Raw genomic sequence first — 22290 nt, forward strand, 5'->3', positions numbered from 1 at the left:
ATTGTTTTCTTACATCCAAAAGAAGTAGTAGAGCAGCCCTACTATTAGGATTATCCCAGCTGCGCCAAGGTTAAACGACGATGTGGTGTTAAATAATACCGGATCGGTGTTAAAGGATTTCGGATCGGCCGTTTCCATTTTTACATTGGTATAGAGAATTGTGCCCAGCATTAAGAAAAGGGCCGCAATCATGAAAATAGACTCTATTCCTACGTGCTCATAGCTGTTGAACAGCGCAAATCCGAGAACGGCACAGATGATGCCCAAAATGATAAAGAAATAGCTGGATGCCACTGTTTTGGCGGCCTGCTTGTTTGTTTTATAATCAGGGTTCGCAAATTTCTTTTTCTCTGCAAAACTAATGAGCGATGCAATAAAGCAAAGAATGATAAATACATAACCCATTCGCAGCAAGAAGGGCATTTCTGGGTAGAATATTTTAAAGACAATTCCTGCTGGGATGGTCGCTATGGCCGTCCACAGTGCCGCACTGGCGGTAGCTTGTCGCCAGATAAGTCCCATGCCAAATACAACTACCACTCCAGGGTAAATGTACCCGGTGTATTCTTGGATATATTGGAATACTTGGTCAAGCGAGGCCAATTGTGGAGCGACGATCATGGCGATGGCCAATGCGACTACCGCTACGATTCGGCCGGTTCTTACCAGTTGGTGGTTATTGGCGTTTGGCTTAAAATACACTTTGTAAATGTCCATCGTGAAGATGGTGGAGGTACTGTTGATCATGGATGCCAAGGATGAAACGATGGCAGCGGCCAGTGCCGCAAAGGCCAGTCCTCTGATCCCGTTCGGGATAAAGTTTCTTAACAGCCACGGATAGGCTTCATCGGATTTTTGAATGGTACCGATATGCTCCACAGGCATGTTCAAAATGGCAGCAAGCTGCTCTGGACTGTAATCGTTAATCAAGACATATGCTGCAATGCCCGGGATGACCACGATGATCGGCATCAACAGTTTCAGGTAGCCAGCAAATAGAAGGCCTTTTTTGGCTTCTTCAATGCTTTTAGCAGCCAATCCCTTTTGGATGATGTATTGATTAAAGCCCCAATAGCCCAAGTTGGTCAGCCACATGCCGCCTAAAATTACAGCAAGGCCCGGGAGGTCTTGGAAGGCATCTCGGGATCCGCCGAGCCCATCGGGCACCATGACTCGCCCTTGCGGCATGATCATGACAAAGTGGTCTTTGGCATCATTGTATAGGTTGCTCATACCGGCAAAAATACCATCACCCATGCCCACGGCATCTAAGGCCAGGAACGTGGTGATCAATCCACCAGCGACCAAGATGATGACTTGTACCACATCCGTCCAAGCGACGGCTTCCAGTCCCCCATAAATGGAATAGATCCCGGAGAAAATCAATAGGCCAATGATCCCATACTGAAGCGGGATGCCCATGATCTTGTCCAAGGCCAGTGCTCCAAGGTAACTTACCGACGTAAGGTTTACAAATACATACACCAACAGCCAGAATACGGCAAAGGCGGTACTCACGCCTTTGTTAAAACGTTCGCTCAAGAATTGTGGCATGGTATAAACGCCATGCTTGAGGAAGATCGGAAGGAAATACTTGGCTACGATGATCAGGGCAATGGCTGCAATCCACTCATAAGCTGAAATGCCCAGTCCAATGGCGAAGCCTGATCCTGAAGTGCCAATAAAATGCTCCGCAGAGATATTGGCTGCCAACAGGGAGGCACCGACGGCCCACCAAGTGAGTGATTTGTCTGCCAGGAAGTACTCCTGTGCCGTTTTTTCCAAGCCTTTTTTGGTCCTGGAAACCCAGAGGCCTACCGATACGATGGCCAGCGCGTAAACAATGAAAATGACATAATCCAATGTCGAGAATCCTGCACTCATAATTTGATATTGAGGGTTTATGTTGACTAAACTGCCTTTGCAGTGTTCGCATAACTTGATTTAAGTGTCATATTTACACCTAAAAAATCAGAAAAAAAAATAATGAGTAAAAAATTACTCATTTGCCGTGGGGATTTCATTTCTGGGAATAAAATTCAACACCGTTTGAAACTGATTTTTATATTTACTTTCATCAATACTGTAGTAGAAAGCTCCTTTCTTCGAACTGGTCTTATCTTTATCCTTTTCTTTTATTAGCATATTGGTAGAAAGGACTTTTCTGGTGAAATTCCTTTTGTCGATTTTGGTTTCATAAAGGCTTTCGTACATGGCCTGAAGATGAGGAAGGGTGAATTTTTTTGGCAAAAGCTCAAACAGAATGGGATGAAGGGCTGCTTTGTACCGCAAGCGGCTCTTGGCCATCTCCACCATTTCCTCATGGTCAAATATCAGGTGCGGCAACTCATTCATGGAAAACCAATGGGCATGAAATTTATCACTGATTTGCTGTTCGTATTTGTGGATGTCGATTAAAGCCACATAGGCCACTGCGATCGTACGCTCCACAGGGTCCCGATCAGGTCTACTAAAGGTGTGCATTTGCTCCATATAGACATCTTCCAGCCCGGTCAGCTTCTTCAAAATCCTATTGGCAGCCTGATCCAGGGATTCGGTAGACTGAAGGAATCCTCCCATCAAACTCCACTTCTCCTTTTCAGGAGCGAAGCCGCGCTGGATAAGCAATAGTTTGTAATCGGAGCCATCGAAGCCAAAAATAATACAGTCAATGGCAGTGAGGATTCTGGTCTGGTTGGAATACTGGATCATGCTTTACAATTAGTAATAGGTCTATTTGGGAGTAGAAAGCGTAAAAGTGTGCTTTTTACATTAATTTTGATTGGGGATCATAAAACTAACTATATTTTTTAGTATTTGCCAAATATCGCCTTTTATTAGTGCTCGTCATTGACTTCTACCCAGTAACCATTGGGGTCTTGGATGTAAATTTGCCGAATTCCGTCAGGGCGGATATTGATTTTGCCCTTTTCCCCAGGCCAATCTTCGAAAGGGATGTTGTGGTTCTTCAATTTTTCGATAAATCCGTCCAAGTCTTCCATGCTGAAACAAAGATGGTTGATTTTATTGATGGTAGGGGTTTCCCAAGGCTGCTGCTCGATCAAGTGAAGCTGACTGTCACCGATATTGTACCAGACATGCAATCCATCCTTAAAAGGTTCTTCAATTTCTTCAAGGGCCAAAAAGTCGCCATAAAATTCGGCACTGGCTTTTAGGTCCTGGACATAAACAGCAATGTGGTTCAATTTGGTTTGGCTATAGGTACTCATACTTAAGCAGAATAGTAAAATGGTAAGCGTGATAAATGATTTTTTCATGTTATTTTGGGGATAGGCTGGACAAAAATAAGAAAAAGCGGGGATGTGCCCCGCTTTTTTTGATTATTCCGTGGTTGCCGTTTCACTGGAAAAGGCAAGTTGCTCTGCTTCTTCAAAGAGCTTGATTCCTTGTTGGTAAATCTCATTGATATCATTGATGACTTTGTAGAATGCATTGTCATCATAAATATTTCGTCCCATATGGGCTTTTAGGAGTATCTTAAGGTAAGCCTTGGATTTTTCATAATCCTTTTCGTCAAACTTCACCTTGTTCTTGTCTCCAATAGCGATAAGCTTTTTCAGTGACTTGTCGGAAAATGTGAAATCATTATAATATTCCTCAAAGCTCATGTTTTCGAATTGGCTCTTATTGTCCTCAAGGTAATCCATGATGAATTCCCGATGGGAATCCGAGCTGAACAGTCGGCCTACATAGCTGCTGCTCATCGTGGTATCCATAGGGACGAAATAGTCCGGCATGATGCCGCCGCCGCCGTAAACGGTTCTTCCTTTTACCGTTTGGTACTTTAAGGAGTCATTGAAATGGATGCTATCGGCGCTGAAAAACTCTCCGTGCTCATACCGGTTGATCCAGTCCATATTGTATTCGTTTTGATCATCTCCATACGGTTTCTGGATGGAGCGACCGGATGGCGTGTAGTACCGGGCGATGGTCAGGCGCAGTTCAGCACCATCGGATAGGTCTATGGGCATTTGGACCAATCCTTTTCCAAACGACCTTCTCCCGACGATCAATGCGCGATCATTGTCCTGAAGGGCGCCTGCCACGATTTCCGAAGCTGAAGCACTGCCTTCATTGATTAGTACCACTACTGAGCCATCTTCAAATTCTCCCGGCCGCATCGCAAAAGCCTTCTGGTTATAGCGGCTGACTTTTCCTTGCTGACTTACGATCATGGCGTTGTCCGCCAGGATTTCATCGGCGATGTTGATGGCTGCACCCATGTAGCCTCCAGGGTTGCCTTGCAGGTCTAGGACGAGCTTGCTCATCCCCTCAGCTTTTAATTTTTCGACGGCTTCTTTGAATTCATCGTAGGTAGTGGCCGCGAAGCGTGTGATTTTGATGTATCCCGTGTCATCATTGATCATGTAAGAAGCATTGATGCTGTATTGGGGGATTTTATCCCTGGTGATCGCATAATCGATCAGCTCCTTATGGTTTTTCCTTTTGATGCCTACGTTGACCACCGAGCCTTTTGGCCCCCTTAGCAGGTCAAAGACATCACGGTTGGTGACTCCGGTACCGGCTACGGTTTCTCCGTCTACTTTGATGATCTGGTCTCCGGACTGGATGCCTAGTTTTTCGGATGGTCCTCCAGTGAGAGGGGCCACTACATAAATGGTATCCCTGAGAATGCCAAACTCGACACCAATGCCATCAAACTCTCCATCCAGCTGGCTTTGGGCAAGCTGAGCGTCTTCAGCAGGAATATAGCTGGAGTGAGGGTCAAGTTCTTCTAGCATTTTCTCAATGCCATGTTCCACCAGTTTGGTGGTATTGACGGTATCCACATAGTCCCTGTCGATATAGGTGATGATTTCCTGTAACTTGTAGAGCGCTGCTTTCAGGTCGTTCTGATCCGTTTTGGGCTCCGCAAAGGTGGCGCCGATCCAAATGCCCGCCGATATGGCCAAGGCAAGGATGATGGGTAGCCTGATTTGCGATTTGGTGTTTTTTGATGGTTTCACATCAGGTTGTGAAGTGTTTTTTTCTTCGCTCACGATATCCTCTTTTATGATTTTAGAAAAGGTTCAGTCTGTGACTGATCTCCAAATATACAATTTAACATGATTTTCCACTATTTCGTTTTAATAAACGCAAGAAAATCAATTTAGGTAAGATCAATTCCTTATTTTAGCTGAAAAAATTTTACTTTTGTGGTTACATGTCAGGTAATTCTCACATACAAAAACGCTCAATTGAGGAACTAGTTCAGGAGAACTATGTCTTTGCAGGTGTTTTACACTATTTCGGGATCAGTTTTTACAAATATGAGCAGCAGTCTCTTGGAGAAGTGTGCCGAAAGTTTAGGGTAAACCCTGAGCAACTTATCAGTGAGCTTGAAGTTTGGGCATGGCGAAAGGAACCTAGCCAAGATGAGCTCTATCTGCGGCCAATTGAAGTGTTGGTGGAATACCTGAAGAACAAGCACCATTTTTTCTTACGGCATCAATTGCCCTTCCTTTCCAATATCATCTCGGGCGTGAAATTACCGTCAAAGTATGCAGGGTTGTTGGCCGATTTGCGCTTGATGTTTCCGCTTTTTGTGGATGATTTCATCCATCACATTCATGAAGAGGAAAGTACCGTTTTCAATACCATCAAAAAGTTACAGGGGATAGAGAAAGGCCATTACCGATTAGAAGAAGCGATCAAGATCCTTGACAGGCCTTCCATTTTGGGAATGGCCCATGACCACGAGGCTCATGATGATGAGATGGAAGGTATTCGAAAACTCACCAACGGGTATCAACTAACCGAAGAAGCGCCCACTGCCATCAAGGTTTTGTACCATGAACTCCAAGGGTTTGAAAAGGAACTGATTATCCATGCCAGAATCGAGAATGACCTGCTTTTTCCCAAAGCTGTGGAACTGGAGAAGGAAGTCAAGCGCAAAATTATCAATACCATAAAAATGAATTGAATGGGAAGGGTTTTAGCGATTGATTTGGGAACAAAAAGGACAGGATTAGCCGTTACTGACATATTGAAGATTACGGCCAACCCGTTGGAAACCATCCGTACCATGGACTTGGACAAATACCTTAAGGATTACGTCCAAAAAGAACCTGTGGAGGCGATAGTGGTAGGGTATCCAAAATCGATGGATGGCAGTGATACCAACATGACCCAACCTGCCATTCGGTTGAAGGACCGGTTGTCGAAGGCTTATCCTGATTTAAAGATAGTGCTGGTAGATGAGCGGTTTACTTCAAAAATGGCCATGCAGAGCATGATTACGATGGGGAGCAAGAAGAAAGATAGAAGAGAAAAGGCGGGCAACCTGGATAAAATCAGTGCTGCCATCATACTACAAACTTATTTAGACCAACTATGATATATCCGATTATAGCATACGGAAATCCCATATTGAAAAGAGAAGCAGCGGAGATCAACGAAGGGGAGGACATCAATGAACTTATCTCTGATATGTTCGATACGATGGACAATGCCAATGGCGTTGGATTGGCAGCTCCTCAGATCAACAAAGGCATCCGCCTGTTTGTGATCGACAGTTCGCTTATGCTGGACGAGGACAGTGAGGAGAAGGGATTCCGAAAGGTATTTATTAATCCCATTATTCTGGATGAATATGGCGATGATTACGGCTTTGAAGAAGGATGTCTCAGCATTCCGGATGTCAGGGCCGAAATTACCCGTCCTGAAACCTTGACGATAGAATACTTTGATGAAAACTGGAACCTGAAGGAAGAGGAGTTTTCAGGAATGACTGCCCGGGTGATTCAGCATGAGTATGATCATTTGGAGGGCATTCTTTTTGTAGATTATATCAAAGGGCTCAAAAAGCGATTGGTTAAAAGTAAGCTGATCGATGTGAGCAAGGGGAAAATTCCCACGGACTACAGCATGATTTATCCCACGAGATAGTATTACGAAACATGAAATGTAGGTTTGAGGCCTGCTTTTTTTTTACCTAGTTTGTGGTTATGGAAGACCTGACAGTAGCACTTATCCAAACAGACCTGTATTGGCAGGACCGGGAAGCGAATTTGGCCATGCTGGAAGAAAAAATCTGGCCGCTAAAGGGAAAGGTAGACCTCATCGTTTTGCCGGAAATGTTTCCTACGGGCTTTTCTATGGAGGCCGAAAAGCTGGCAGAGCCGATGAACTTTACCACTATCAAATGGCTGCTGCAAATGGCTTCCCAGACCAAAGCCGTCGTGACGGGGAGTGTGATCATCAAGGAAGGAAAGCAATATTTTAATCGTCTCCTTTGGGTATCCCCCGAAGGTGAAATTGCATTTTACGATAAGCGTCACCTTTTTAGAATGGCTGATGAAGACCACCATTACAGCATGGGAAAGCAGCGAAAGGTCTTTTCGCTTAAGGGGTGGAAGATTCTTCCTCAGGTGTGTTATGACCTCAGGTTTCCTGTATGGTCCCGGAATACCTCCGATGAAGATGGCCAAATGGACTATGATTTGGCATTTTATATTGCTTCTTGGCCTGCTGCAAGAGATAGCGCCTGGGATGTGCTACTAAAAGCAAGGGCCGTCGAAAACCTATGTTATACGATCGGCGTAAACCGCATCGGAGAAGATGGAAACGGGATTGCCTATTCAGGGCATTCCGGAGCCTATGATTTTAAAGGGGGAACCTTGGCTTTTTCGAGTGAAGAGGAAGCGGTAATGGTCCTTTCCCTCGATGCGGAAGCCCTGGTCCGTTACCGGGAAAAATTCCCCGCTTGGATGGATGCAGATCGGTTTGAAATAAAACCAAGGAAGTGATCATAGGCAGCCTTTCCGGGGTTGGAGAGGAGGAATGTTGGACAAGCCACCGCCCTTCCATCGATCGGAATTACATCTCCAAATCGCTTCAATCTACAGGACGGAAGGATTTATTCTACCACCAATTTTTTGGTGCTCTCGGTGCCGGTGTCTGAGATAAACTGTACAAAATAAAGCCCACTGGCCAAGGTTCTAACATCCATTTCAGCGCGAACATTTGCATTTACCCGGAACGATTCCACGAGGATTTGGCCCAGCGAATTGACCACCCTTACCATTCCACTTGCATTGCTGATCAAATAGACCGGGCCATTGCTGGGGTTTGGATAAAGGTTGACCTGTAGCTGTCCGTCTACTGGAGGAGCGGTGCCGTTAGAAATGTCTTCCAACAGCTGCAGTCCACCTCCATTATTTCCCATCAGCAAATGAGTCTTGTTCCCAAAAGCTTCAGGAATGGAAGCAATCCACGTATTGCGCCCCAGCCGGGTGGTGCTCATCGTGCCGTTTGGCAATGTCAAGAGGGCAGTTTCTGGATTGTTGGAATTGATAAAGTCAGGAAGGTACATCAGGATGCCTCGTTGGTCTACGGCATATAAGTCCAACGTTCCATTTGCAGGAGTGGATTTGACCGCCAGGTTTCGGCGGGAGGGATTGTCAGAAAAGCCCAGAAAATCTTCGTTCAGCAATTCAAAGGTCGGAACATCTTCCAGTAGTACCCTGTATCGCAGCAATTCGCCTGTTTGGCGGGCCAATAACATAAAATCCTCACCATTGTACTGATAAAAATCAAAATGGTCATTTGCCCGGAGGCTGATGTTGGGGATGCTGACAGGGGACAGTTCATCCGCTGATGATCCCTGATTTCCAAACAGGAGTATTCTGGTCAAGACAAAATCCTCAATGCTTACCCCGGAGATAAAAACAAGTGCTTTCTGATGGCTCGTGGTGTATTCTGTATATTGAAGGTCCGTCAGGCCGAGGGAAGAAAGGGCCAAATAATCAGGGGTAGAGAGCTGTAAGAATTCATTGTTCCAGGTATAAAGAAATGCCTGTCCTACGGGGTTTCCATCTTTGATAGTGTTGGCAGTAACGACGAGTTGGCCTGCAGCATTATTGCCCTTAAAAAAGGGTCGGCTGTTTTCTCCCAAATCAATCATGTCTTCTTGCAAAAATGCGGAGGTATGATCCGCTGAATTACTGTTTTCAGGACGTTTATGAATGCTTTGAGAAAAGTCTATTCCTGCGGTAAGGGTGGTTTGTGAACTGTTTAAGGAGACCAAGAGGTCATTTTCGAGAAGTTGGCCGACCTGAAAGATGGGGAATTCCGGAAGCTTCCCAAAACCCGGTAATGTGGTGCTATACTCGGTAAACAGCGGCTCTGTGTTGCTGCCTTTATTAGGGAGGTAATAGAGGGAGTTGCATTCATCCTGTCCCATTAGCAAGTCTAAAACGCCGTCGTTATTGAAATCCTTTAGAAGGATGCTATGCCCTCCAGAGTGCTGGATGGAGTTGTTTTCTTGACTGGGAGGAAGTTTTCTGGAAATCACGTCGCCGTCGCAAGTACGTCCGAAGGAAAAGTTTCCGCACCCGCAAAACTCAAAATTCCCCCAGCGAACCTTTGCACTGGCAAAACCATCAATGCCGGCAACGCCGTTACGCTCCACACTGGTGTTTTGATAGTACTCCAGGTAATCCCCTGCTGCAAAATTAAAAGTCACCACATCCAGGTCTCCATCACCGTCCAAATCCTGAATGGCCGGGACATCCAAGTTGTTGGCTTGGAAGTTGGAGCCGTTTTCCAGCTTTAGAAAGTTTTCAGCTACTTCCCATGAAGGGTGAGATTGCCCTTGGGGGGTAGTATTGCGATAGGCTTTTATCCCGAAAGGGGTACTGGTAAAAAGATCTTTTTTCCCATCACCATCAAAATCTGCCAAGACCAAAAAACCACTGACATCATCCGGGAAATAATGGGGCATGTAAGGAAGGTAGGTGAATTGATCATCTTGCTGTGCAAACACTTTGATGTTTCGGGCGTTGATGTCCCATATGACCAGTTCTTCACGACCATCGCCATTGACATCAAAAGGTTGGATTTGTGCGGCATTGAGGCCTCCAGCAAATGCCATGGGCAGGATCTTTCCGTTTTGGCTTACCTCTTTTTCTGCAAATCGGTAGGCTTTTTGGCCCAGGCTGGAAAAAGTAATGCACAAAAAAACAAATGGTAAAAGGTGTTTCATCAATAGGTGAAGATTTTCATTCAAAGCAAAGATGTAGAAACTTTAGTTTTCGTCTAAAATTAAACGAACAATCTTGCATAAAGATGTATGGGAATCGTTTATTTTGAGTGAACGTAATATCCCAATGGCTGGAGAGGAAAAAATATCCTGGGATTTGCAGTGGAGGGACTGTTCCACTTGTTTTGTCATAAAATAGTTATCGCATATTACACAAATGACTAGCATAGAATCTTTATATACCGTTTACAAGCAATCGACCGGGGTAAGTACCGATACCCGAAAAATAGAAAAGGGAAATCTCTTTTTTGCACTGAAAGGCCCAAACTTCAATGCCAATTCCTTTGCGGCAAAGGCGTTGGATATGGGAGCTTCAGCCGTGGTGATCGATGAGGAGGAGTTTGCTGTAGCAGGAGATGCCCGCTATGTGCTCGTTGACGATGTGCTTGTTGCCCTGCAGCAGCTTGCCAATCACCATCGCAAACAGCTGGACATTCCCTTTTTGGCCATCACGGGCTCCAATGGTAAGACCACTACCAAAGAGTTGATAAATGCCGTCTTGGCCAAAAAGTACAAGACGTACGCCACGGTGGGAAATCTCAATAACCATATTGGTGTGCCGTTGACCCTGCTGGCGATGGATGAAACCACGGAAATCGGCATCGTGGAAATGGGAGCCAATAAGATCGGAGACATTGCAGCGCTTTGTGAGATTGCGGAGCCTACGCACGGGTTGATCACCAATATCGGAAGGGCTCATTTGGAAGGCTTTGGTGGGTTTGAAGGAGTGCTTCGCGCCAAGACAGAGCTGTACCAGTTTTTGATTAGTCATAAGGGGAAAATCTTCGTCAATAGCCAAAATCAAGTGCTGGCCAATATGATAAAGCGAATGGATGATCCCATTACCTATCCCTCCAAAGGTGATTTTTACCATTGTGAGTTGGTAGCGGCCAATCCGTTTGTGACCTTCAAGCTGGCCAAAGGAAGCATTCATGAGACCAAAATGCTGGGAGGGTATAATTTCGAGAACATTGCCACTGCGCTGACTGTAGGGGTGTTTTTCGGGGTGGAGGAAAATATCGCTGCCACTGCCATTTGTGCCTATACCCCTGGAAATATGCGGTCCCAGTTGATCGAAAAGCGCAGTAACCTTATCGTGCTGGATGCTTACAATGCCAATCCCAGTAGCATGGAACAGGCCATCAGGACTTTTGGGAAAATGACAGGCAAGCCCCATAAAATGGTCATTTTAGGAGATATGTATGAATTGGGCGATAATACTGTCGAGGAACATAAAAAACTCGGCGAATGGGTGAGTGAATATGATATCGAAAAAGTATGCTTTACAGGAGAGCTTACGCAAAGTGCCCTGCTGAAAGCCCCTCGGGCGCTCTATTTTCCGGATCCCTTTAGTCTCCGCAATTGGCTGGCAGACTCCAAACTGGAAGATCACCTCATCCTTATCAAAGGCAGCCGGGGAATGAAATTAGAAGGGTTGGTGGAGTTTATTTAAACCCGAAATATGCCATAGAAAATCTATTACGGTCTGAAATTGCTTCAAAATCAGTCGCTTCGCTGCTGTTTTCGACTTCACCGTAGCGATGCTATATCTCCGTCTCCAAACGACCTGATTTTCTTGCAGTTTCAGCCCTCATTACGAATTCTATTGCATCATCCGGGTTAAAGCTCAGGCTAATTTTATAGAACATGGAGAAACTCCAACTGCTCACCTGCTAAAAAGTCCCCGTCCCGCTGAGGAAGTAGGAGAAATCCATCGGTTTCCGTTAAGCTGAACAGGTCGCCCGAGCCGTTATGGTTAAAAGGCAGGGCCTGGCCGGTTTGCGGGTCAAGTCGGACAGATAAGAAGCGAGATAAGTTAGGATTGCCAGGGACTTTTTCTCCCAGTGCTTTTACTTCCAAACGAATCGGATTCCCCAGCGAGGCATGGAGCCATTGCTGAAAATAGAACAAATGATTTACATAAGTGGAAACGGGGTTTCCAGGGTAAGCAAAGATTTTGGTGGATTGTTTGTCGTGATGACCAAACCAAAATGGTTTTCCCGGTCGCTGAGCCACTCGGTGAAACAGCTTTTTCACACCCAAGTCATCCAAAACGGCCGGGATATGGTCAAATTTCCCTTTGGAGACACCGCCGCTTAACAGCAGCACATCAAACTCCTCAATCAATTTGGACAGCGTTTTTTGCAATGCTTCCTTGTCATCATTGATGTGGTACATTTCCCCGTGAATGCCTTGCTGGGCCAAGGCGGCACAAAGGGAATGGACATTGGATTTTCTGATCTGATGGGGAAGTGGGGCCTGATCCACGTCGACCAGCTCGTCACCAGTGGAAACGATGGCCACCGAGGGGAGTTTGGCCACTGAGACGGTGGTCTTTCCTACGGTAGCCAAAATGCCGATGTCCGCAGCGGTAAGTAATTTTCCTTTGGAAATGATTTTTTCACCTTTCATGGAATCACTGCCACGATAGTGGACATAGCGCTTGGCTGCTTTTTCCAGCTGAATATGGGCATTCCCGTCCTTTATTTCAATTTCCTCATAAGGAATGATGGTGTCCGCACCAGCAGGTAAAATGGCCCCTGTCATGACCTCCAGGCAGTGATCAGGACCCAATAGTTCCATTTTGGGAGCTCCTGCAGCTTGGATGCCTTGGATGGCATAGGACGATTGGAAAGGGTTTTCGATATGGCCCAATTGGATGGCAATCCCGTCCATCATTACCCGGTCAAAAGGAGGCGCATCCCGGTCGGTAAAGATATCTTCTGCCAAATGGCGCCCAATCGACTTGGAAAGCGTTATTTCTTCGGTGCCATAAGCATGTCGTTGATCGAGCACCGCCTGTAGCGCTTCGTTAATGGTAATCATGGATGGAAAGTGGTTTGTTTTAAAGTAATTGAAAAAAGGTAAGAAGGATAATGGTTTAATTCATTACTTCCAATCCTCGGCCTCCAAGGCATTCATGCCTCCTTCCAGGTTATAGATGATTTGTTCCGGGTGAAGCGACTGGAGCAATTGAGCGGCTTGAAGGCTTCTTTTGCCGGACTGGCAGATCAGGATTACCGGTGCTTTTTCGTTGATCTCCTGGTGCCTTTCTGTCAATTGGGACAAAGGAATATTTTGAGCACTGTCCAGATGGCCACTGTCAAATTCCCCTTCATTCCTTACATCGATGATCTGATGCTGGCTATCGCCTTCCCGTTTACTCCAAAACTCCTCGCAGGTTAAGCTGGTTACCGGCAGATCGGTGCTGCACATGGGTTGGCCATAATTCTCTTGGAGTTTTCTGATGGATTGGTTTTCGGGAACGGAGGTCAGTCCTACTTTTAGATGCGTTTGGGCCAACGTGTCAATGATCAGTAGTTTTCCCGCCAAGGGTTCACCGATTCCCGTGAGTACTTTAACCGCTTCCAGGGCCTGATAGGTACCGATCAGGCCAGGCAAGATGCCCAGCACGCCGTTTTCGTCACAGTTCAGGATGGCTGAAGGATCGCCCACTTCAGGAAACAAACAACGGTAAGTGGGGCCGTTTTGGTAATTCATGACACTTACTTGCCCCTCAAATTCATGCAGGGCACCGTATATGAATGGTTTGTCCAACATAACACAGGCATCATTTACCAAATAGCGCGTGCCAAAATTATCCGAGGCATCTACAATGAGGTCATAGTCTGCCAATTCCTGCAAGGCATTTACAGGTGTCAAAAATTCACGGACATTGATGAAGCGGGTGGAGGGGTTCTGTCTCCTGAGATATTGGATGAGCACATCGGTCTTGTGTTTTCCTACATCCTCCGGAGTGAAGAGGGTCTGCCGCGCCAGGTTACTTTCAGCTACGGTATCTTGATCCATAATGGCCAATGTACCCACACCGACTCCGTTGAGGTATTGGGCGACGGGTGTCCCCAGGCCTCCCGCACCGATGATCAGTACACTGGATGAAGCCAGCTTGTCTTGGGATTGCTTCCCAAAACTTTTCAGACGGATTTGCTTTTGATAGCGTGTTTCGTTCATTGCTAGTGTTCTCCTATTCGTGATTTTGCCATTTCATAATCTTCCGGGAAATTGGCATTGAAAAGCTCCAGATCATTCTCTGGATAGATGAGGTGTACATCTGAGTTGATGAGGAATTTTCTGGGGCAGCTTTTTCCCGATTCATTCATAAACTTCTTGGCCTCGATCAGTCCTTTAGGTTCCCATATTCCGATCAGGGGCTCTGGAAGTTTGGACTCATGTGTGGCGTATACGGTGGCATGCTTCTGAGGTTGCCGTTGTTTTACCAGTGCCCGAAGGCTTTCTTCGTGAATGTGGGGAAGGTCTACGGCTACGACCAGCCATGCCTTGTCCGGATATTGGTGGTGTGCGGAGAGGATGCCATTTAGGGGACCTTTAAACTGATCTTCGTCCAGTACATAGTTCAGTCCTGAATTGATGATGTTTTCCTGATCCGCCCTGCAGCTCACAAAAGTCTTTGGGCAGAGTTCCCTGAGGGTGTGATAAAGATAAGACCGGTGGTTGGTTCGGTAGTATTGAAGTTCTCCTTTATCTTGTCCCATTCGGCTGCTTTTGCCACCTGCCAATACAAGTCCGTAAAGGTTATCTGTTGAATGCATTTTTTCCTCCTTCTTTGGCCATTAGTTTCGTTTCAGTAATGTTGATGTCGTGGGTTAGCGCCTTGCACATATCATAAATGGTCAGTGCTGCGACACTGGCAGCTGTTAAAGCTTCCATTTCCACGCCGGTTTTTCCTTCGCATTTTACCGTAGCGGTGATGTTCAGCTGATGATCACCGGGGGCGATGTCCAGCTGTATTTTGCTCAAAGCCAACGGGTGGCACAGCGGGATCAAATCCGAAGTCTTTTTTGCGGCCATGGTGCCTGCGATGATGGCGGTTTGGATGATGCTGCCTTTTTTGCCCAGGAAGTTGTCCTTGGAAAGCTGATCAAATACCGCCTTTGGAAAAGTAACGACCGATTGGGCCGTGGCAGTTCGTTTCGTGACGGATTTTTCGGAAACATCTACCATTTTGGCATTTCCATCGCTGTCGACATGAGAGAGTTTTTGGTCTTTCATCCTCCGATTAAGGTCATTGATTTTTTGGTTTCGGATTGGTTTTCGGCTTCAAAGCCATCTTTGTGCCGGGCTTGCATGGCCGTAAAAATACTGAATTTTAGGCCGTTGATGTGATTGCTTTCGCGCAGGAGAGCCCGCAGGTCAATTGTCTCTGTGGAATAGAGACAAGTTTGCATTTCTCCTTTGGCGGTAACCCTTACCCGGTTACAGGTGCCACAAAACGTTCTTGAATAAGAGGGGATCACGCCAAACGTTCCCTTGCTTCCTTCGCGTTGGTAGTTTAAGGAAGTGGAGCTCGCTGGGGCTGGCAGCTTTTGAATGGGCCCAAAATGCTCCTTGATATGTTCCAATATGGCGATGTAATCCCATTTTAAGGAAACCGGCTCACTGGTCTGGCCATTAAAAGGCATCTCTTCCAGAAACCGTACCGAGATGGGGTGATCTTGGACGTACTTTACAAAAGGAATGATGTCTTCGGTGTTTTTGCCATCCATGATTACACAGTTGAGCTTTACATCAAAACCCTCCTCCATCATCCGCTGGATATTGGCCATGACGGTGTCGTACTGATCCCTTCTGGTAATCTCATTAAAGCGGGCTTTGTCCAAGCTGTCAAAACTGATGTTGATTTTGGTGATGCCCAGCTGTTTGAGGTGCAGGATATGAGGGCCAATCAAGGTGGCGTTGGTGGTAATGGAGATTTCCTCCAGGCCTTCCAGACCGGAGAGCTTTTCCAGAAAATCCATTAGTCCTTTGCGGACAAATGGTTCACCACCGGTGATGCGGATTTTATCCACCCCCATCGCTACAAAAGTCTGTGAGAGCAGCCACAATTCGTCCCAGCTCAGCAGTTCTTTTTTATGGGCAAACTGAACCCCCTCTTCGGGCATGCAGTACTGACAGCGTAAGTTACAATTGTCTGTGACTGCAAGCCTCAGGTAGTTGATTGTTCTTCCGTGATTGTCAATAAGCATTTGGAATGATTTAGGGATGTGCATTGATCCAGGTGCTGTGGTCCTGGTATGTTTCTTTTTTCCAGATCGGAACAACCTCTTTCAACCGGTCTATCAGATACCTGGAGGCTGCAAAGGCCGCATCTCGATGGGCCGAAGAAGCGCCGATGAACACCACGGGGTCGGTGATTTTTTTTTCGCCGACGGCGTGGATAATGACTATTTTATGTAGAGGCCATTCTTGGGCGGCCTCTTGCGCGAGCTCTTGCATCTTTAATATCGCCATTTTTTCATAGGCTTCAAAGAAAAGATGGCTCACATCTTTATCGTTGTTTAAGTCCCTGACGGTACCGATGAAGGTGCAGATGCCGCCACTTTTTGGGTGAATCAAGTGCTGATACGCTGCATTGATGTCAATGTCTTTTTCTATCGAAATATGATGTTCCATATAGGTTTATCCTCCGCTTACTGGTGGTATCAACGCAACTTCGTCGTGTTTGTTTACCATGGTTTCTTCACTGGCATAGAATAGGTTGACCGAGATGGCCAAGGATGGGAGGTGGACCAATTCAGGGTATTTCTGAAAAAGCAAGGATTTGAGGTCTTTTACTTTTACGAATGTCTCTTCCACTGGAAAATCGATCATGGCAGATCCCGTAATGTCTTTCGCTGCGCCAAATGTGTGAATTTTCATGTCCTTAAATGGTTTTGCCTCAGGCGATTGATTGTTTGGATGTGTGGACATTTGCCGGGTAACTTATTTCTTCCCGCTTATGTCTCCCGCAAGATACAAAAGAAATTTAAAATACGTAAATTTACGTAGTTTTTATTTTACTGTTGTCCAAAACGCAAGGCAATAAGTAAGCAAGTTAAGTATAAAATACCCAGAAATACCAAAGCTCTGGGTTTATTGCGCCGATCGTAGGTTGAGCGTGAAAGCGCTCCTTTTTATACGTGATGGAGCAAGTGATTTGGCTGCGGCCATAAAGGGTTTGCTTTACACCTATAGGTTTTCAATATGTTGCTTAAGCCCGGGTTCGTCTTCCAGCTTTTTGAGAAGCTCCACCACATTGTTGACTTTGAGCTTTTTCATGATGTTGAAGCGGTGGGTTTCGATGGTACGGATGCTTTTGCCCAGTTGTTCTGCGATTTCCTTGTTACTGGTGCCATCGGAAATCATTTTTAATATTTGCTTTTCCCGCTTGGTGATGTCGTAATCATTGGCAGGGGTAATGCTTTTGCTGGATTTTTTATCCTTGACATTTAGGTAGCTTTTTACCAATACTTGGCTGATGTCTCCGCTAAAGTACTGTCCACCTTGATGAATGGTCCGAATGGCCTTCATAAACTCGTCCTTACTGGTGTCTTTCAATAGATAGCCTGCGGCGCCGCATTCGATGGATTGGAGGATATAGTCCTCATCATCGTGCATGGAAAGAATAAGGGATTTGGTGGGTTGCTGAGAGCTGGTGAGCTTCCTGGTGGCATCTAGGCCGTTCATGACCGGCATTCGGATATCGATGATCAGAAGATCCGGTTTTACTTCTTTTACTTTTTCGATAGCCTCCTCACCATTGGAAGCTTCACCTATCACTTCCACTTCCCCCTCATTTTCCAAGAGGTTTTTGATGCCACTTCTGACCACCATATGGTCATCTGCCAGTACTACTTTAATCTTTTCCATTATGCGTATGTTTTACTCCATTAGTCTAGGGGGACGTTTATACTGATCGTAGTTCCCTTACCTATTTGGGAATTGATCGTACATTGTCCATTGATAAAATTAGCTCTTTCCCGGATATTGAACAAACCGTGTCCGGAAGCTGATAAATGTCCTTTTTCTTCTAGTTTGTTTACATCAAAGCCTTTGCCATCATCCTGAATGTCCACATTTAAAAATTGGGAATTGTGGGAAAGAACGATCTTTACTTCGCTTGCTTGGGCGTATTTGATCGCATTGTTGACGGCCTCTTGACAAATTCTGTACAGGTTGTTTTCTACCTTTCCTTCCAGTCGGTTTAAAAAGCCGGTTTGGTTTTCGAAAGTTACCTGGAGATCGGAAAGCTTGGTGATTTCACGGCAGAATTTGTTGAGTACAGGGACGATGCCATAATCTGAAAGTGCACTAGGGGTTAGGTTAAATGAAATCCTTCGTACTTCCTTGATGACATTTTTTAGAAGGTCTTTGGAGGTTTTTAATTTTTCACGCTCATAATCGGATTTTACGGAATGAATGCCCTCCAAGTTAAACTTCATGGCCGAAAGCAATTGGCCAATACCATCATGCATGTCCCGTGAAATACGCTTCCGTTCTTCTTCTTGCCCTTCCAGGATCAGTGCAGACCTGAATTGCTGTTCCTTTACTTTCTTCTCAATGCGCTCTTTGTTGATTTCTTGGGAAATAGCTTCGGCTTCTTTTTTCTCCGTTTCGTCCGTGGCCACCACCATAAGGGTTTCGACCTCTCCATCATCTCCCATGGTAGGGATGATGTTGATCTTGATCCAGACAAAATCCCCCATGTCATTGACCACCTTGATGTCTCCGGACCAAGTTCTTCCTGAAAGCGTCATCTTGCGGATATTGTCAAGGTACCGGGAGTCATACCCTTGTTTTTGCAGCCAGCCAAAGATGTTTTTGGGGGCTTGATCAAATTCCATGATGCTGGAGAACTTGTCCGAGAAATAGTAGAAGTCCCCCGTTGGCCGGCTTTTGGCGAAAACCGTATAATCGTCCACGGCGACATCCACTTCCAGTAGATCTTGATAAGCCTGCTCCAAAGAGCTATAAAGAGAGCTGATCTCCAAGGTCATCTTATGGGCTTTTTGTTCTGATACCAGCAGTTTTTTGAAAGTCTTTCGGATGGTCTTGGCTGAGGGGATAAAGATGAAGAAGATCTCAAATGAAATGACCCCCAATGACAATATCAACAGGAATATTTCTATGCTCTGGAGGTTGGTTACCTTGTCCTTGGCTTCGTCATCGTATTGGAAAACAATGCGGTCCATGCCGTTTAGAAAAGCCTGTTCATGGTTGATCAGGGTATTGATGTCATGGCTTAGGCTGTCGGTGGGCAGGGAAAGGTCTTGTTCCAGCTTGTCGATGATTTGCTGTGCTGAAGAGACCATAATGGCATGGTCGTTTTCAATGTCCCCAAACAAATCCCGGATGGTTTTGCTGTTGTGGCCTTTTATGTCGAGGGTAGCGTCCCCGAATTGAAGGCCTATGTGGACTTTTTTCCATTCTGTCAGTGATGACTTGAGGCCGGAAAGGTACTCGCTTCGTTTGGGGCGGTTGAGGCTGTCACCGAGCAATAGCACGTATTTGCTGATTTGCTGACTGAGCATTCGCTGTCTTCCAGAGAGGTTGACCACCCTGGAATCGTTCTTTTGCTCATTGATGAATTTTTGTACCAAAATCTGACTCAGAATGATACTGGTGGCAATGGCACAAAGTGCTATCAGGTAGTATCGTACTAATTTTTCGAATTTGGGCCTTTCCGATAAATGGGGATTTTTCATACTTCCAATATTCGATAGCAAAGTACGTAAATACACTTAAAAATGTAAGTAAAGTTTACTTTCTTTGAGGGATGGAATCCCTAAGTAAAAGGTTGCCATCCAAGTAATCTAGCGTAATAGAGGTATCATTATTGTTGATGAACCGAATGGATTTAAGCTCGAGTTTTACTTTTAGTCCTTCTTTGTCAGTGGTATAGGTCATGGCGGTGGTGGGGTAGGGAAAACGCTCGGGCAGAGAGTCAAGATCGGGCTGATGTGACAAGGCTAAGTTGCTGAGGTTGATATCGGTCCGGTGCAGGGCATTGGAAATGGATATTCCATTTTTTCTTGGGTTGAGGTGAATGTTAAAGGATGAATACCCAGCTTTAAATGTAGTCGTGTCTTGATTGTTGATACGGATAGGCGTTAAATAGTCGTATCCCTGGGTGTTGGTCGCTTGGTTGGTTCTGCTTTGGGCCTGAAGGGTGATCATTTTGTTGAAGTGTCCCAAGGGATTTTCAGGGATGCCCAAGGTTTCCAAGTATAAGCTAGCAGTGCTGGTTTTGTTCCATTTAGGTTTTCCTTCATTGATGGCTTGGAGGATGGAATCAATGTCCTGCTCATACCAATCTCGCATTCTATCCAAGCTATGATGCTGTTCAAGGTAGCGGGTAATGGAATAGATTTCTTTGACTTCTTCTTCCTTTACCAGCACCGGGCCGGTATTTGCTTGAGCAGGTTTTAACTTAGGCAAATGGGATTGATCCCAAATTACCTCGTGGGCGGCATGTTCTTCTTCCAGTAAATGATGGTTTCGCAAGATTGCTTTTAACCTTCTGTATTGACTCCTTTCGCTTACTGAGAATATCCCCCATGGTCCAAACGAAGAGAATAGGAGTATGCAGGCCAAGGACAAGGGGATGAATTTGATGCTCTTGAAACCAAGTTTAAAATAAAAACAGGTCACTGTGAGCCATGCTCCAAGTAGGACGATAAGGTACCTGTTAATAGTGATGCCATAATCATCGATTCGAATTCCGATAGCAATGAATAACACGACCACCAGTGGAAACAATAGGAAGAAATATATTCGCGAAAAGTTGCCTATCCAAGGTTCTTTATCATTGTCCCGGTAGGGATATAAAAGCAAAATGGTCAAAATGCCCCAAATAGCCATGCCGATGATGAGATAGGCCACAATGCCTTTGGGCCAATCCCATTCAAGGATGATTTTTAAGCTATACCCGTATAGGATCAATAAATACACCATCAACAGGCTGAGCAGAATATACTGGCTGAATATCTTTAACCCTTTGGGATAGTTTACTTCTTGGTCAATTTGATGGAGCGGGCGTGGGATTCCCGCCAAGAAAACCCAAGTATTAAATACCCCCATGATCAATACGAAAAGCTGCAGGTATATTTTGGGATCAATGTCTAATTCAAAAAGTAAATGCAATGCCGCCAAGGCCATTGCGAGTCCCGCAAAGAGCACCAAGGAGTACAATAGCGATGTTAAAAACCGTAGAAATAGTGTTTTGTTATAATTCCAAAAGGCTAAAGTGTGGATGTTTTGCAGGTATGGGGTAAAGGAAACCATTAAGTGGATGCAGGCACCTAAGATCGCAAAGCGGTAATAGGGCATTGCAGTGCTTTTGGAATGGGTTCCATCTGGAAGAGAAAAATAGACCAAAACCATGATACCGATGCCCAATAAATGGTTGATATATGAATAAGGCTCGGAGACTTGTTTTTTTTCATTAATGATACTGATACAAAAAAAACAAGAAATTCCCAGTGCAGCCGTCAGCATCAAATTGATGTAAGGAAAGGCATTGTCTACCCAGTTTTCACTTTCTATAAGGAGGTTTCCCGCGGAGGCTGCCAAAATACCTGAAATGAGCGCCAATGGAAACCGCTTTACTGCTGCCAGGGCTTGGTTGTTCAGGTATCTTAAGGAGGGGAAATTAATCATTTGGTGCCGAATAGTTCAATTCCGTAAGATAGATGAAAATACTTTAAAAACTTTAAAAATGGTGTTTGTGTATTGTAAAATGTTTTATTTCCTTAATAATTACGGTTGGATTCTAGCAGGTTTGTATTTTGTTGCTGTGGTATAATTTTCTGAACCCGGGAGAGCACTGCTTAGGAAGGGTAGGGCATAAAAAAGCAGGGTTCAACAACCAAACCCTGCTTTAGTAAAACGAAAATAGGTCTACTACTACTAATTGTTGCCTTGGGATTTACCCCGAATATGGACAGAGGCGGCTGCTTGATTTATGTCAAGACCACATTCCGGCAATTCATGGGCAATCCTTCTACTTTTGATGCTTATTCTTCAAACCCAACATACACATACCCTTCTTCCACTTTTACAGGGTACACAGCGATGTCACAGGTGTCCCCGTTGATGTTTTTCCCTGTTTTGAGCGAAAAATTCTTTTTGTGGAAGGGGCAAGCTACCTTAGGTTCATCCTCTACAGAGCCGATCATCCCCCGGCTAAGGATCATTTGCATTTTGTGTGGACAAAGGTTTTGGCAGGCGTACCATTCATTTCTTCTGGTGAAGTTAAAGATGGCAATCTGCAGTTCTTTGTATTTTACACAGGCACCTCCATTTTCAGGAAAAGCAGTGACCGGAGCGGCCTTGAACCAATTGTTGATGTTGGAGGTATCAGCGGTTTTATATTTTTCCAATTCCGGGATCATGACTTCTTTGTTTAAGGTATTCAGTCTTTTATCTAA

The 22290-nt window shown here is 45.2% G+C and carries 21 protein-coding genes; 5 read left to right on the forward strand and 16 right to left on the reverse strand.

From position 1 onward, the window contains the following. Positions 1-9: 9 nt before the first annotated feature. The 4 genes from ECHVI_RS09205 to ECHVI_RS09220 form a co-directional block, all read right to left on the reverse strand. Positions 10-1884, reverse strand: a complete 1875-nt coding sequence (locus ECHVI_RS09205) for a sodium:solute symporter family transporter (RefSeq protein ID WP_015265696.1) — start codon at positions 1882-1884, stop codon at positions 10-12. A gap of 114 nt (positions 1885-1998) precedes the next feature. Continuing rightward, positions 1999-2712 (reverse strand): NUDIX hydrolase, encoded by a 714-nt coding sequence (locus ECHVI_RS09210; RefSeq protein ID WP_015265697.1) that lies wholly within the window; start codon positions 2710-2712, stop codon positions 1999-2001. 125 nt (positions 2713-2837) lie between these two features. Next, entirely contained in the window at positions 2838-3278 is a 441-nt protein-coding gene (locus ECHVI_RS09215) for a VOC family protein (RefSeq protein ID WP_015265698.1), read from the reverse strand. A 63-nt stretch (positions 3279-3341) separates the two neighbouring features. Further along, positions 3342-4988 (reverse strand): S41 family peptidase, encoded by a 1647-nt coding sequence (locus ECHVI_RS09220; protein ID WP_041739657.1) that lies wholly within the window; start codon positions 4986-4988, stop codon positions 3342-3344. Between the two features lie 197 nt (positions 4989-5185). On the opposite strand from ECHVI_RS09220, the gene ECHVI_RS09225 reads away from it, so the two are divergent. The 4 genes from ECHVI_RS09225 to ECHVI_RS09240 are packed head-to-tail and all read left to right on the forward strand — an operon-like array spanning position 5186 to position 7769. Next, on the forward strand, positions 5186-5944 hold the full coding sequence (locus ECHVI_RS09225) for a hemerythrin domain-containing protein (RefSeq protein WP_015265700.1): 759 nt from the start codon (positions 5186-5188) through the stop codon (positions 5942-5944). Beyond that, positions 5945-6358, forward strand: coding sequence for a Holliday junction resolvase RuvX (ruvX, locus tag ECHVI_RS09230; RefSeq protein ID WP_015265701.1), 414 nt, complete (start codon positions 5945-5947; stop codon positions 6356-6358). Continuing rightward, positions 6355-6909: a peptide deformylase gene (def, locus tag ECHVI_RS09235; RefSeq protein WP_015265702.1), complete on the forward strand. Its 555-nt coding sequence runs from the start codon at positions 6355-6357 to the stop codon at positions 6907-6909. The genes ruvX and def overlap by 4 nt, the downstream gene beginning before the upstream one ends. 59 nt (positions 6910-6968) lie before the next feature. Beyond that, positions 6969-7769 (forward strand): amidohydrolase, encoded by an 801-nt coding sequence (locus tag ECHVI_RS09240; protein ID WP_015265703.1) that lies wholly within the window; start codon positions 6969-6971, stop codon positions 7767-7769. A gap of 110 nt (positions 7770-7879) precedes the next feature. Here the strand turns inward: ECHVI_RS09240 and ECHVI_RS09245 are convergent, their stop codons facing one another. Next, entirely contained in the window at positions 7880-10006 is a 2127-nt protein-coding gene (locus ECHVI_RS09245) for a T9SS type A sorting domain-containing protein (protein WP_015265704.1), read from the reverse strand. 214 nt (positions 10007-10220) lie between these two features. Between ECHVI_RS09245 and ECHVI_RS09250 the strand changes: the two genes are divergently transcribed. Continuing rightward, a complete protein-coding gene (locus ECHVI_RS09250; protein WP_015265705.1) occupies positions 10221-11516 on the forward strand; it encodes a UDP-N-acetylmuramoyl-tripeptide--D-alanyl-D-alanine ligase in 1296 nt (431 codons plus the stop codon). Between the two features lie 185 nt (positions 11517-11701). Here ECHVI_RS09250 and ECHVI_RS09255 read toward each other — a convergent pair whose 3' ends face one another. From ECHVI_RS09255 to nirD, 11 genes are all read right to left on the reverse strand, one after another. Further along, positions 11702-12889, reverse strand: coding sequence for a molybdopterin molybdotransferase MoeA (locus ECHVI_RS09255; RefSeq protein ID WP_015265706.1), 1188 nt, complete (start codon positions 12887-12889; stop codon positions 11702-11704). Positions 12890-12952: 63 nt separating this feature from the next. Continuing rightward, on the reverse strand, positions 12953-14035 hold the full coding sequence (locus tag ECHVI_RS09260; protein WP_015265707.1) for a HesA/MoeB/ThiF family protein: 1083 nt from the start codon (positions 14033-14035) through the stop codon (positions 12953-12955). Between the two features lie 2 nt (positions 14036-14037). Next, complete coding sequence (locus ECHVI_RS09265) at positions 14038-14634, reverse strand: NTP transferase domain-containing protein (protein WP_015265708.1); 597 nt, start codon at positions 14632-14634, stop codon at positions 14038-14040. Next, positions 14618-15094, reverse strand: coding sequence for a cyclic pyranopterin monophosphate synthase MoaC (gene moaC, locus ECHVI_RS09270; RefSeq protein WP_015265709.1), 477 nt, complete (start codon positions 15092-15094; stop codon positions 14618-14620). The genes ECHVI_RS09265 and moaC overlap by 17 nt, the downstream gene beginning before the upstream one ends. Beyond that, complete coding sequence (gene moaA / locus ECHVI_RS09275) at positions 15091-16068, reverse strand: GTP 3',8-cyclase MoaA (RefSeq protein WP_015265710.1); 978 nt, start codon at positions 16066-16068, stop codon at positions 15091-15093. The genes moaC and moaA overlap by 4 nt, the downstream gene beginning before the upstream one ends. Before the next feature lie 10 nt (positions 16069-16078). Next, a complete protein-coding gene (locus tag ECHVI_RS09280; RefSeq protein WP_015265711.1) occupies positions 16079-16495 on the reverse strand; it encodes a molybdenum cofactor biosynthesis protein MoaE in 417 nt (138 codons plus the stop codon). Positions 16496-16501: 6 nt separating this feature from the next. Next, positions 16502-16741, reverse strand: coding sequence for a MoaD/ThiS family protein (locus tag ECHVI_RS09285; RefSeq protein ID WP_041738481.1), 240 nt, complete (start codon positions 16739-16741; stop codon positions 16502-16504). Positions 16742-17050: 309 nt separating this feature from the next. Beyond that, the gene (locus ECHVI_RS09290; protein WP_015265713.1) at positions 17051-17731 is read right to left on the reverse strand and encodes a response regulator transcription factor; all 681 of its coding nucleotides are present in this window, start codon (positions 17729-17731) and stop codon (positions 17051-17053) included. 20 nt (positions 17732-17751) lie between these two features. Beyond that, entirely contained in the window at positions 17752-19566 is a 1815-nt protein-coding gene (locus ECHVI_RS09295; RefSeq protein ID WP_041738486.1) for a sensor histidine kinase, read from the reverse strand. 55 nt (positions 19567-19621) lie between these two features. Beyond that, the gene (locus tag ECHVI_RS22945) at positions 19622-21520 is read right to left on the reverse strand and encodes a DUF4153 domain-containing protein (protein ID WP_015265715.1); all 1899 of its coding nucleotides are present in this window, start codon (positions 21518-21520) and stop codon (positions 19622-19624) included. A 356-nt stretch (positions 21521-21876) separates the two neighbouring features. Further along, positions 21877-22254 carry a nitrite reductase small subunit NirD gene (gene nirD, locus ECHVI_RS09305; RefSeq protein WP_015265716.1) on the reverse strand — a complete coding sequence of 126 codons (378 nt, stop codon included), beginning with the start codon at positions 22252-22254 and terminating at the stop codon, positions 21877-21879. Between the last annotated feature and the right edge of the window lie 36 nt (positions 22255-22290).

The organism is Echinicola vietnamensis DSM 17526 (assembly GCF_000325705.1).
In the GTDB taxonomy this organism is placed as follows: domain Bacteria; phylum Bacteroidota; class Bacteroidia; order Cytophagales; family Cyclobacteriaceae; genus Echinicola; species Echinicola vietnamensis.